This is a genomic window from Gimesia maris (genome assembly GCF_008298035.1).
Classification (GTDB): Bacteria; Planctomycetota; Planctomycetia; order Planctomycetales; family Planctomycetaceae; genus Gimesia; species Gimesia maris.
Genome location: NZ_CP042910.1, coordinates 3,067,485 through 3,080,890, shown reverse-complemented (window position 1 = coordinate 3,080,890; position 13,406 = coordinate 3,067,485). Strand labels below are relative to the sequence as shown.

The window sequence follows — 13,406 nt, the reverse complement described above, 5'->3', positions numbered from 1 at the left end:
AGTCATTATACACAGAAATCAATTAGTCCCGGTGCTGTCGATGCCTGCTGTCTCTCCTGCATTCGATCACAGCATTTCGATCTGGTGGCTCGTTGAAGCGAACCTCAGAATGGGAACGTTTCTTGTGAAACAGGCTTGTGGCATAATCACGATCCTGTTCCGCCAGACGAAACTCATGGTCATGGGTTGGCTTTTCTGAATATCGATCCGCAGAAGTAACAAAGACGCCGGCCAGACTGACCACGATGTTCAAAATCAGCATGACCACAATGCTGCCGGTTGAATCGCTTTCGACAACGCTGCAAAGGAGCGATGATTCCAGTTCTGATTCCTGCGCTTCAGCAGTCAGCTTGCAGTCACAAAATCGACACTGTTCTGTATCCAGTTCGATATCCGCCTGACAATCTGGACATTTCTGATACTGGATGCGTTGCTCCCTGAAATAAGACTCCTTCATTTCCGTTCCCCCTTATTCTGGTACATCAAACTGAAAACACAGATACCAGGACGAATGGGCCCACAATCTCCTGAGGGTTATTTTAAATCACGGAAACGAAGCTGACAATCTTTTTTTGAGAGTGACATCAATATGGAAGCAATTATTCATGGAATATAAATACAGTGTTTTGTAATGCCTTAGTTCTTCGCATCCTTCTCCCGCATCAGTTTGTCGTTGAAATCAGCAGGCTTCGATCCGCTTTTGAGACGCAGGTTGGCCCCCATGCGACGCTTGTGACTGAAGGGGACCCGGTCGGCGTCCGCTTTCTCCAGGATCGCATGCAGGTCTGCACGCATTTTCTGAATGCGTTTCTGCTGGTCCTTGTCAAAGATCAGATTATGCTCTTCGTGGGGATCTTTCTCCATATCGTAGAGTTCGTCAATATCCCAGATGCCGTGATATTGGATGAATTTATACCGCGGAGTTCGCAGCGCAAAAGTGGTTGGCGTCTGTGGGAAATTATATTCCCAATAGTATTCATAGAGAATATTCTGTCGCCAGTCTTTCGCAGGCAGCTTTCCAGCAGCCAGTTGCAGAAAACTTTGACCATCCATCTGAGCTGGCGTCTTCAAACCGGCGGCAGCCAGGATGGTCGGGCCTATATCGATATTCGCAACGACTTCATTAATGACCGTTCCCGGTTTCCACAGACCGGGACAGACCCCGACCAGGGGCACACGCATGGAAGCCTCGTAGGCAGTCCGTTTGTCGATCAGACCATGTTCGCCCCACTGGAAGCCGTTGTCACCCATATACATGACCAGCGTATTCTCTGCCAGGCCGTTGTCTTTCAACCATTTCCGCACACGGGCAATCGATTCGTCGACACTCAGCAACGCTTCACAATACAGGCGGTAATGTTCTTCAATGTCTGTATCCTGGTGATACGCGAAGTCGACGCCATGCCAGCTGTTCCGTTGATTCTTGAGCCACATCGGCTTATTGAAATAATTCTCCGAGGTGTTTTCCATCGTCTTGGGGATCGGCATCGACTTGTCTTTATAGCGCCCGGCATGTCGTTCCGCCGGATGAAACATCCCATGCACGCCTTTATGCGACAAATAAACGAAGAACGGTTTGCCACTCGGTTTTACCGTATCATCCAGCCACTCAATGGCGTAATCCGTCAGTTCATCCGTGATATAGCCTTTTTGAGGTACCGATTTCCCATCGATATTCAACGACCATTTTTTCAGGTGCCTGGGAGGATAATAATGTCCTTGTCCGCGAAAGGAGATCCATTTATCAAAACCAGGCCGCGGATCATCCGAATGCCCTCCCATATGCCATTTCCCGAAGAACCCGGTCTTGTAGCCTGCCTGTTGCAGATACTGTGGAAAGAAAATCGTGCCTGGTTTCGCTGACACGTTGTTATCCACGACACCATGATTGTGCATATACTGACCAGTCAAGATCGATGCACGACTGGGCGAACACAGCGAAGTCGTTACCATCGCATTCTTGAAGTACACACCGTCTTTGGCCATCGCATCCATCGCCGGGGTCTCCACCCATGGGTGCCCCAGAAAACCCATCACATCGTAACGATGGTCATCGGCAAGAATAAAAACCACATTCCTGGGTTTGGCCCCTTCGATCTTTTCCAGTTCCAGGTCGGCCGCGCAAACCGGAGAGAGCAGGACACAAAACAGTAAGCACATCAGAGAAATCAGTCGCATGAGTTCACCCGTTGTCAGAAAATGTTAGTCGTTTCTGTAATATGATCAAAAGTACGTTCGTCTGGCTGAAAGAAGTAATCACTATCAACGTCTTCAATTATCGCGCTGTCGCAGTATCTGTTTGTTTCTCGTCGGATTCCACCTTTTCCAGTTCCACTTCTTCTTTACCTTCCTCTGGATCCTCTTTCAGAATCGTACCCCCATAGGTCGATTTCAAATGGCCGTCCGGGGATTCGAAGAGAACATATTCTTTCGCACTGGCGTTTTTTTCTTTCAACACCATACTATCAATGCCCCAGGTTACCTTGTAGTTCAAATCTTTTATTTTCCTGATCGCATCCAGAGCATCCTGACGCGCAGGATTCTGTAAACTGGATGCATAATTTTCGAGATCTCCCCAGTTCTGAGGTACTTTTTTCTTTACGTCCGCGCTGATTTTGTAAATGGCGGTTACGATATCAAGTGCGTTTTCTTCAGGACTCATTGGGGCCACTGCCTTCGGCGGAGAAGCTGATCGACCGCAACCGGCAATTAAGAATACGCACATCAGTAATATGACCGTCCACCCAGTTTGATTCGTTCCCATCCTGTATCATTCCGAAAAAAGCTCATGAGTTTCATTGTGAGTAAAATACAAACAAAATCATAACGGGCTCTGGAATGACTGTACACACTCCCTCTGTTTCCGAACTCTTTTTTTAAAACATAACCACAGCGTACAGGATTGATCCTCTCTCACACTGGTACATCGTCCTTTTTATTTCATAATACAACCTGTTTCGAAAATTGATTCTTTACTCACCTGGAAACAACCTTAATGTATGACTGTGTGATTATCGGAGCAGGGCATAATGGCCTGGTGTGTGCCCATCAACTGGCAAAACAGGGGTGGAAGGTTCTGGTTCTCGAACGCCGCGATCTGGTTGGCGGCGCCTGTGTGACCGAGGAACTCTGGCCCGGCTTTAAAGTCTCTACCGCTTCCTATCTGGTCAGTCTGCTTCTTCCTGAAATTGAAGAAGAAATGCAACTGGCCCGTCACGGCTACCGCGTTCTGCCGCGCAATCCCAGTTCTTTCACCCCCGGAACCGATGGCAGATCTCTGTTGCTCGGTCCCGATCTGAAACAGAATCAGCAACAGATTTCGCAGTTCAGCACACGCGATGCGGAACAGTTTCCCCGCTATGAAGCGATGCTGCAAAAAATCGCCGAGTGCCTGGAACCCGCTCTGATGCAGACACCCCCCGATCTGCTGCCACTTCCTGCCAGCTGGCGGTCCGTCGGCTTCAGGAAGAAATTTCGCGATACAAAAACCGCCTACCATTTACATCAGTCACTTAAACATCTGGGGGAAACGATCCCCGAAGCAATTGAGCTGCTCACCGGCCCCGCACTCCCCATTCTGAACCGCTGGTTCGAATCGGATATCCTCAAAGCAACACTGGCCACCGATGCGATTATTGGTACTTTTCAACCGCCGTCTGCACCGGGGACGGCCTATGTGCTACTGCACCATGTGATGGGTTCCGCTGGCGGCGCACGAGGCGTCTGGGGCTATGTGGAAGGGGGCATGGGAGCTTTGGGCCAGGCAATGGCGGCCTCTGCGAAAGCAGCAGGTGTTGAGATTCGTACCGGTATCACTGTTGAAGAAATCCTTATCTCGGGTCAGCAGATCTCAGGGGTTCGTTTATCCACAGGCGAAACCATCGCGACCCGTTCCGTCGCTTCGAACGCCGACGCGCATGTCACATTCGAAAAGCTGATCCCCGCGGGTACACTCCCCGAAACGTTCGAGAAAGCGGTCAGCCGCATTGACTACAGCAGCGCCAGCATGAAAATCAACGTTGCCGTCAGCGAACTCCCCGATTTCACCTGTCAACCCGGCAGTCAGGAACCGCAGCCACAGCACCGGGGGACCATTCATATCGGCGCCACCTGTGAAGAGATCGAACGAGCCTACGACGATGCCAAATATGGTAAACCGTCTCAAAAACCGATCATCGAAATGACAATCCCCTCGGCCGTCGATACGACTCTGGCTCCCCCCGGCCAGCATATCCTATCCCTGTTTGTGCAATATGCTCCCTACCAGCTGGCCAGCGGAAACTGGGACGAGATCAAAGAAGACTTCGCAGATCGTTGTATTAATCGTATTGCCGAATTTGCGCCGAATGTACCTGCTTCAGTGCTGCATCGTCAGGTTCTCTCACCACTCGATCTGGAACGAATCTTCAGTCTGACGGGCGGCAACATTTTCCAGGGAGCCATGCCCACCCATCAGTTATACAACATGCGTCCGGTCCCCGGCTGGAGCGATTACCGCACCCCCATCAAAGGGCTCTATCTGTGTGGTAGTGCCGCTCATCCGGGAGGGGGAGTCATGGGAGCCTGCGGTCGCAATGCGGCCAGAGAGATGCTGCGGGATGGAAGACCTTAGACGGTATCCATTTTTTTACTGTAGCGTCTGCAGGACCATTGGGTCGAGTAGCATAAAATTGACAGACGCTATAGTTGAATGCGATACGAATGAGCCTGGTTTCCTGGTTTCCAATTGTGAAATAAACTCTGATCGAAAACATTTTTTCAGGTACACACACCGATTTCTCCCCTCAGTGCTAATAAATCTGTACAGACCATTTTTCAGAAATCCCTCCCTGCTGATGAGGGTTTCCATCGTGTCGTCGGCGCTACAGTTGCATAAACCGGTTTGACCCGTCTACCCGCATCAATGCGGGAGCACTTCAGTTTCGGTGTATGCGTTCCAGCCGGTTTAAAATGATTTGTCGCTATGCTCTCTCTCATTTCTAGAGATTTTGTCACTGACTTTCTCCTTTTTTTAATTTTCGTAGTCAGACAGTCGAAGCATGTATTACCTGCGATCTGGTTCTTACAAAAACAGGATGACTCTTAGAATAGAACCTTTCACACACATTTACGATATCTCACGATAAACTGCTGCAAATACAAGAAACACGGAGAATTAATTGAAACGCTTCATTCATTCCATTGCCATAGCGGGACTGATCTCACTCACTTCATTCGCGCCTGTTACCAGTCGGGCTTGTACAGGAATTACCGTCAATCCGAAAGATGGGTCAGTGATTTTCGGGCGCACACTCGAATTCGCCCAGGACCTGCAGTCGAATATCATTATTGTCCCTCGCAATCATGCTTTCGTGGGGACGGCTCCCGGCAATAGACAGGGACTTCAGTGGAATACAAAGTATGGCATGGTCGGAATGAATGCGTTTGGTCTGCCCGTGATTGCTGACGGAATTAACGAAAAAGGTTTGCATGTCGGCATCTTTTACTTTCCCGATTATGCCGGATTTCAGGACGTCTCGGAACAGGAGATCTCCAGAACGATCAGTCCGGTTGAAGTTCCCCTTTATCTGCTCGGCAATTGTGCGACCGTCGCAGAAGTGGCGGAAAATATCAAACAGATCAAAGTCGGAAAGACAGTCATGGAGGAACTGGGGGGAATCCCACCATTCCATTACATCGCCACCGATGCCAGCGGAAATTCGATCGTCCTGGAATACGTCGACGGGAAACTGAATCAATTTCCGAACCCGCTGGGCGTATTTACAAACTCACCCACTTTTGACTGGCATATGACCAACCTGGGGAATTATGTCAATCTGCTGACAAACAATGTTTCAAAAATTGAAATCAAAAAACAGACCATCAAAGGACTCGGGCAAGGGAGCGGCATGCTCGGACTTCCTGGCGACTTCACGCCACCTTCCCGGTTTGTCCGAGCCGTCGCCTTTTCAGCAAGTGCCTTCCCGGTACCAACAGCCAGAGCTGGGGTATTGCAGGTATTTCATATTCTGAATCAGTTCGATATTCCCAAAGGAGCTGCCCGCGGGGACGAGAACGGTAAAGTCACCGCAGACTACACGCTGTGGACCGCCGTTTCCGATCTGAAGAATTTACATTACTACTTTCGGACCTACGATGACAGCACGATCAAAATGATCAATCTGAACTGTATCGATCTGAATGCAGCCGGAATCAAAACCATTTCCATCCAGGGCGATCAACCGATCCTCGATCTCTCAGGCTGTGCGAGATAAACCGGAATTAGCTTGGAGTCGCTTTGATCGGTTGAACCAGTTCCACTTCGACGCGCGTCTCCATTGAAAGAGCGTCTTCGCCGTTGACCTGTCGCAGCAGCATTCTGCCGATCTCCTGTCCATATGCGACGGGAGAAAGGCAGGCGCGGATGTAAGGAAACGGGCAGTCTGACTGATCGCGGGCGAACCGGTCTGCTACAACCAGCACCGGACGCCTGCTCTTAGGCAGTGGCTCTCCGAATACACATTCTCCAATCGCCCGCGCTGCCGGTTCCGAGCGACACAGTACTCCCAGTTTGCCTGTTGACTGCTGGAGCACTTCCAAAGCAGCCGCCTGAATCGCACGGTCATCTGCGGGCAGACAGCGAATACAGAGTTGATCCAGACCAAAACCCGCTACTTTCAGCTCCCGCTGAATCGTATCCAGCAACTGATGATCTCCCGCCGTCACCTGATCTCGCAGTACAACCAGAAATCGCGTGCACTTCTTTCGCAGCAGTTCCTGAATCAGCAGCCGACCAATCTGCTCCTGGTCGCGGTCAATCTGCGCCAGTCCGCTGATGGAAGGCTGCAATAATCCATTCACAACAGCAGGAAGACCACTCTCTTCCAGAATCCGCTGTACGCCTACCTGGGCCCGCTGCAGGACGAAGCCTTCCGGCTCACTCGACTTCAGGGCACGGTTGACGATCTCCTGCACATACACTTCTTCCTCTCGGTGAGGCAGAAAATTGAACTGCAGCTCAGCGTCAGGCATTTCCCGCTGAATGCCAATCACGATCCCATCAGCCAGTAATCCTTCACGCTCCAGAAACTTCTGATGTACCACCAGATGGACGCACTTCAGACCGTATGACTGTTTCTTACCCGGTTCGGCGATGAAGGTTCCCGCGCGTTGTTTGCGAACCAGTACACGACGCTGTGTCAATAGCTGCAAAGCCCGGTTCGCGGTAGTACCACTCACTTGAAAAGAGCGGGCCGTCTCACTGGTTGTAAAATAGGGATCGCCCGGTTTCAGCTTACGCGCCTGAATGTCAGTCTGAATCCGCTCGGCCAGATCCACAATTGCCGGTTTCATAGAGGTGTCTCATTCATTTGAAAAAACTCGTTTTATGCTTTCAATTCTGTCCGCTCTTCTATAATATTACAGAAGAGATAATAATATCGCAACAATAATATTATTAACCTTAGACGGGAAATCGGTAAAATGACACACCTTCCACTGCGCTCCATGTTGTTTTTCTCCCTCTCACTGTTCGTGATTCTTTCGCCGCTGCAACACAGTCAGGCCGACGATCTGCAGAAGACCGTGTTATTCGAAGCACGTGACGGTCTATATCATCACTACCGCATCCCCGGCATCATCACCACGAAGCAGGGCACACTGCTGGCTTACTGTGAAGCTCGTAAAGCAGCCGGCGACTGGGCCAACATCGATATTCTCATGCGCCGCAGCACTGATGGCGGCAAGACCTGGCTGGCCCCCCAGACCATTCATGATGCGAAAGAAAACACCGTCAACAACGTAGTCGCTTTCGCGGATACTCAGACAGAACAGGTTCATCTCCTGTATTGTGAGAATTACGGCCGCTGCTTTTATATCGACAGTAAAGACGACGGCAAGACCTTCAGTAAACCCGTTGAAATCACCAGTGTCTTCGAACAGTTCCGTAAGGAATACGACTGGAATGTCATCGCTACCGGTCCCGGTCATGGCATTCAACTGCAGAACGGACGTCTGCTCGTTCCTGTCTGGTTATCAACCGGTGGTAAAAAACATCGTCCCTCCAGCGTCGCTACCATCTTCAGTGACGATCATGGCAAAACCTGGCAGCGCGGTGACATCATTGTCAAGCAGGGAGATATTGTCGCCGGTGAAACGGTTGTGAATCCCAGTGAAACCGTCGCCGTCCAGTTGTTTGACAATCAGGTCCTGGTCAATATCCGCACGGAATCCAATCCGCATCGACGCCTGGTTGCCGTAAGCGACAACGGCGCGACGAACTGGACCAGCAAACATTTTGACGATCAACTCCGCGAACCGGTCTGCATGGCCAGCATCCTGCGTCTCCCGGCCAGTAAGTCACAACCCAGGAATGCGATTGTCTTCGCGAACCCGGACAATCTGGAAAACAAAACCAAACGTAGAAAGCCCAATCGCGATCGCAAAAACCTGACGCTGCAGGTCAGCTTCGATGACTGTCAGACCTGGGCCAGCAAGCAGGTGCTCGAACCGGGGATCAGCGGTTACAGCGATTTAGCAGCGTTGCCCGATGGAACGATCTTCTGTTTCTACGAAGATGGCGGCTTCAAAAATAACGGTTACGACACAACCGCCTTGACAATCGCCCGATTTCCATTGAAATGGATCTTACAGGACTGATCCGAACACGGAAGTCATCATCAACTCTGAAACCCGGTATCGCTCCCCGAGAAAGATTGAGTTCCTGCCATGCCTCGCAACTGCCTCATTGTTTTCATACTCGTCTGCTGCTGTCTGTTTCCTCTCCAGTCTGTCTCCGCTGACAAACCCGATCACAGTGTCGACATCTGCATCTATGGCGGAACTTCCGGTGGCGTTGTCGCTGCCGTCAAAGCGGCCCGGCTCGGAAAACAGGCGATACTCATTGAGCCCGGACAGCATCTGGGTGGCATGAGTTCCGGCGGTCTCAGCTTTTCCGACATGGGAAAAGCCGCCACAGTCGCCGGCATGGCACGCGAATTTTATCAACGCATCGGCAGGAGATACAATAAACCTCTCGAAACACAGCTCGAACCCCATGTCGCCGAACAGGTGTTCGACGAGATGATCACAGAAGTCGGCGTGACCGTTCTTAAAGGAGAGCCGCTCAAAAAAGTCATCAAGCAGGGGCCGCGCATTCAGACTTTAATCACAGAAAAGGGGACCCGCATTGATGCGAAGATGTTTATCGACACCACCTATGAAGGAGACCTGCTGGCTGCCGCCGGTGTCTCTTATTCGCTGACCCGCGAAGCCAATTCACAATACAACGAAACGTTGAACGGCATTCAGTACCACGAAATCCCACAGGTTAAGTTTGGGAAAGTCAATGCCATCGGTCGCCGTAAAGATCGCCGCGGTTTATGGGATCGCTCCATCCCACTCGATCCTTATCGCATTCCCGGCAAACCGGACAGCGGTCTGTTACCGTTAATCGAAGAGGGTGAACTCGGCACTCCCGGTGAAGCAGCTCCCGGAGTACAGGCCTACTGTTTCCGACTCTGCGTTACCGACCAACCCGAGAACCGCATCCCCATTGAACCTCCCGCCAACTACGATCCTGCCCGCTATGAAATCGTCGCCCGCTACATCCAGGCCTGTCAGAAGGCCGGCGATGACATGGACCTCCGCTGGTTCACCAAACACGATGCACTCCCCAACGGCAAATTCGATTTCAACACAGCCTACTTCGGTTTGAATTACGTCGGCGGAAACAAAGGCTACACCGAAGCCAGCCACGCAGAGCGTCAGAAAATCATTAAAGAACACGAGAACTACGCCCGCGGCCTCTATCATTTTTTGAAGACGGACCCGCGTGTTCCTGCAAAAGTCCGGCAGCAGATCAATCAGTACGGTCTCTGCAAAGATGAATTTCTCGACAACGGAGGCTGGCCGCATCAACTTTATATTCGCGAGTCACGGCGGATGATCTCCGACCTGGTCATGACCGAACATCATTGTCGACACACAGAAGTCGCCCCCCAATCTGTAGGACTGGCCTCTTATGGAGTCGACATCCACGAAACCCGTCGGATTGCTCATGACGGTATGATGATCCGCGAAGGCAAACTGCTCGGTCACACCGGCACCCGCGGTCCTTATCCCATCGGCTTGGCAGCGATCGTCCCCAAAGCCTCCGAATGCAATAACCTGCTGGTCACCTTTGCGATCTCCGCCAGTCATGTCGCCTTTGGTTCCACCCGCATGGAACCCGTTCTCATGATTCTCAGCCAGTCCGCTGCCACCGCCGCCAGCCAGGCCATCGACGCCGATTCCCCGATCCAGGAAATCAACTACCAGCGACTCCGTACCCAACTCCTCGCCGACGGTCAACTGCTCGACTGGCCTTCGCCCGTCAAACGCGGTCAACCACAGGCGCGTGTCATCACAATGACTGAAAAACTGCCCGGAATTGTCCTCGATGACTCCGCAGCCGAATACACCGGAGGCTGGAGTGAAAGCAATCGCCAGCCTTCGCCTCTCGGACCGACTTACACTCACGACAACAACAAAGAACGCGGTAAGAAAACCGCCCGCTTCTCGCCGAAGATTAAACAGACCGGCGACTACGAAGTCCGCCTGCTCTATACCTGGCATGAGAACCGTTCCACAAAAGTCCCGGTCACCATCCAAAGTGCAGACGGAGAAAAAACGGTCTTCATCAATCAGCGACAGCCCGCTCTCATCAATCGTATCCCGGTTTCTCTGGGGGAATTTCATTTCGAAGCCGGGCAACCGGCGCACATCACCATTTCCAATACCGGCGCCGATGGCTACGTGGTCGTCGATGGCCTGCAGTTGTTGCCTGTAGAAATCGCTGCTGACGAACGTGCCGGTACAAAAGCCTCCGGATTTCCCGAAATCAGCATGGCGGATAAACCGATCGCGAAACCGCTTCCCAATCCAGAGGCCACCCGCGTCGCCGTCTCCCCCCTCGCTGATAAAACCGAACCCCGCACACCCGGTGAAAGTACCCGACATTCCGACGAACCCGTCACCCTCGCCAAACAGACGCCCGCGGCAGAAGTTGACGGCAAAACATACGATGTTGTCGTCATCGGTGGAACGGGCGGCGGTGTCGCCTGTGCCGTGCGTGCGGCCCGGGAAGGTTGTTCCGTGCTGCTCGTGCAGCATAACGGTCACCTCGGCGGCATGATGACCAACGGCCTGATGCAGTGGGATGCCCTCTACGGCGGCCCCCGATCGCCCCTCTTCAGCGAACTGCTGGAAAACATCGAGAACTATTACATCAACACTTTCGGTCGCGACTCCCGCGATCACCAGACCATCCGCTACACACACGAAAAATATCCCATCGGCTGGGCAGAACCGCATGTCGCGGAACGCGAATACAATCGGCTCGTCGCACAGGAAAACAACATCACACTCCTGTTGAAACATTACCCGACGAACGTCGATCGCCAGAACGCTCTCATCAAAAGCGTCACCCTCTGCCGCTTCGGTACTTCCCAAACAATCCAGGTAAATGGCACCACCTTTGTCGATGCGACCTATGAAGGCGATCTGTTCGCGCTGGCTGATGTCCCGTATCGCGTCGGTCGAGAAGCCCGCGAGGAATTCAACGAACCGCACGCCGGTAAAGTATTCGTTAATATTGATGGCCATCGCCCCGAAAGCATCGTCAAAGAGGGTCTCAACATTCGCGTCTACGGAGCAAGGCAGGGCAGTCTGGACCCTACCAGTCCGTTCACCGCAGATGGCGCTGTCCAGGCTTACAATTATCGTTTCTGCGTCACCTCCGACCCCGCGAATCGGCTGCCCATTCCCAAACCCGACAGCTACAATCGTGAGGATTATCTTAACTTTCACCGCCGGTATATCCCTGCCAGTCGTGGCCCCAATCACAAGTCGCACGTCAACAGTCCGATCATGCCGGGACAGAATCACGCATACCCGGAAGCCGACTGGTCCACCCGCGAACAGATCATTCAGCAGCATCTCGATTTCGGTCTGGGGCTGATGTGGTTTCTGCAGCATGATGAATCGATCCCCGCGGCGCAGCGGAAGAAGTACCTCGAGTGGGGGCTTCCCAAAGATGAATACGCCGACCACGATCACGTTCCCTATGAAATGTATGTCCGCGAAGCCCGCCGCATTGTGGGACGTCATGTCTTCAATGAAAATGATGGCATGCTGATTGAAGACTACCGCCGGACTCCCATCCACCCGGACAGCATCGCCGTCACCGACTGGTACATGGACTCGCATTCCTGCACCACGGACAGTCGCCCCGGATTCAAATACGACGGCAAACTGATCCTCACCGAAGAATCCCGTCCGTCGCAGATTCCCTATCGCGCACTGCTGCCACAAGGCGTCGACAACCTGCTGGTCCCCGTCTGTCTCTCTGCGACCCATATTGCCTGGGGCGCCATCCGTCTGGAACCCGTCTTCCTGCAGACCGGTGAAGCCGCCGGGTATGCAGCCGCACTCGCGAAACAGCAGTCGACCACTGCCGCCAATCTCGACCCCGAACTCCTGCTGCAAACGCTCGTGCGTTATCGTCAGCTGGTCAGCTTCTTCAACGACATCAAAATCACCGATTCCGACCCGGCGATACCGGCTGCCCTCTATTTCGCGACAAAAGGCTTCTTCAACGACTACAATGCCCGGCTCAACGAACCACTGACGCAATCTGCAAAGGCTGCCTGGGAACAGGGACTGCACCAACTCAAGCAGGGCACTCTCGATCCGCGTCAGCTGGCGAAACAGGTACAACAGGCAGAAGAACAAAAGTCGCCGGCCACGAAAGTCAAACGAGGCAACTTTCTGCTCAACGCCTGGGATCGTATGCAAAACTGATTTAAGTGACGTCATCCTGTTCACTTTCTGCTGAAGAAATTCGACTTGACTCCTGCTTTTCGCGCGGCAAAATCAGCATTTATACGTGTGTCGCGCGCGATCCACTACTGGTTCAGGTGAATTTCACGACTACGGAAAATATTCGCACTATAAAACCCACTGGTCTTAACGCGATTTGCCCAAACACCTGCATAAAATTAATCAGCCTGTCGCCACACCATCGCCACACTTTGGCGCACTTCTCGCGTCCGGTTCGCCCTGCTGTCAACTCCTGTCGACACGTATCGCCACGGTGTTTGTTGATCTCCACTTGTCTCCTCCGAGCCATTATCGATAATCCTGAGAGTCGGCCACAGACTTCAACCACTGTCTGCTGCATGTGAAATACCTCGCTTTGAAACAATAAAATGACATTAACGCTCCCTGAATCCACAGGGAAAGTTTGCGGAGATCCAAACACCACCGGGTGCCATCTGCCGGCTTGCCCGGCAGTGCGCAAGTGCCTTCCCACAGGAAACAGAGATTTGCAGTCCCATTCTACCCGATCTCTCCAGGCTCCACTCAGATGAACAAGGCGCAGTAAACCT

At 52.3% G+C, this 13,406-nt stretch carries 8 protein-coding genes; 4 read left to right on the top strand and 4 right to left on the bottom strand.

The window, feature by feature from the left end; genetic code table 11:
* Nucleotides 1-22: 22 nt before the first annotated feature.
* The 3 genes from GmarT_RS11495 to GmarT_RS11485 all read right to left on the bottom strand — a co-directional run bounded on the left by GmarT_RS11495 (nt 23) and on the right by GmarT_RS11485 (nt 2,662).
* Nucleotides 23-457, bottom strand: coding sequence for a hypothetical protein (locus GmarT_RS11495; protein ID WP_002647893.1), 435 nt, complete (start codon nt 455-457; stop codon nt 23-25).
* Nucleotides 458-636: 179 nt separating this feature from the next.
* Complete coding sequence (locus tag GmarT_RS11490) at nt 637-2,178, bottom strand: sulfatase family protein (RefSeq protein ID WP_002647894.1); 1,542 nt, start codon at nt 2,176-2,178, stop codon at nt 637-639.
* 97 nt (nt 2,179-2,275) lie between these two features.
* Nucleotides 2,276-2,662 carry a hypothetical protein gene (locus GmarT_RS11485; protein WP_002647895.1) on the bottom strand — a complete coding sequence of 129 codons (387 nt, stop codon included), beginning with the start codon at nt 2,660-2,662 and terminating at the stop codon, nt 2,276-2,278.
* Nucleotides 2,663-2,980: 318 nt separating this feature from the next.
* On the opposite strand from GmarT_RS11485, the gene GmarT_RS11480 reads away from it, so the two are divergent.
* Nucleotides 2,981-4,612 (top strand): phytoene desaturase family protein, encoded by a 1,632-nt coding sequence (locus GmarT_RS11480; protein ID WP_261337841.1) that lies wholly within the window; start codon nt 2,981-2,983, stop codon nt 4,610-4,612.
* A 547-nt stretch (nt 4,613-5,159) separates the two neighbouring features.
* On the top strand, nt 5,160-6,254 hold the full coding sequence (locus tag GmarT_RS11475) for a linear amide C-N hydrolase (RefSeq protein WP_002647897.1): 1,095 nt from the start codon (nt 5,160-5,162) through the stop codon (nt 6,252-6,254).
* 7 nt (nt 6,255-6,261) lie between these two features.
* Here GmarT_RS11475 and GmarT_RS11470 read toward each other — a convergent pair whose 3' ends face one another.
* A complete protein-coding gene (locus GmarT_RS11470) occupies nt 6,262-7,332 on the bottom strand; it encodes a GntR family transcriptional regulator (protein WP_149302716.1) in 1,071 nt (356 codons plus the stop codon).
* A 129-nt stretch (nt 7,333-7,461) separates the two neighbouring features.
* Here GmarT_RS11470 and GmarT_RS11465 point away from each other — a divergent pair, with 129 nt between their 5' ends.
* Nucleotides 7,462-8,637 (top strand): sialidase family protein, encoded by a 1,176-nt coding sequence (locus GmarT_RS11465; protein WP_002647900.1) that lies wholly within the window; start codon nt 7,462-7,464, stop codon nt 8,635-8,637.
* Between the two features lie 69 nt (nt 8,638-8,706).
* On the top strand, nt 8,707-12,819 hold the full coding sequence (locus GmarT_RS11460) for an FAD-dependent oxidoreductase (RefSeq protein ID WP_002647901.1): 4,113 nt from the start codon (nt 8,707-8,709) through the stop codon (nt 12,817-12,819).
* The last annotated feature ends 587 nt before the right edge of the window (nt 12,820-13,406 follow it).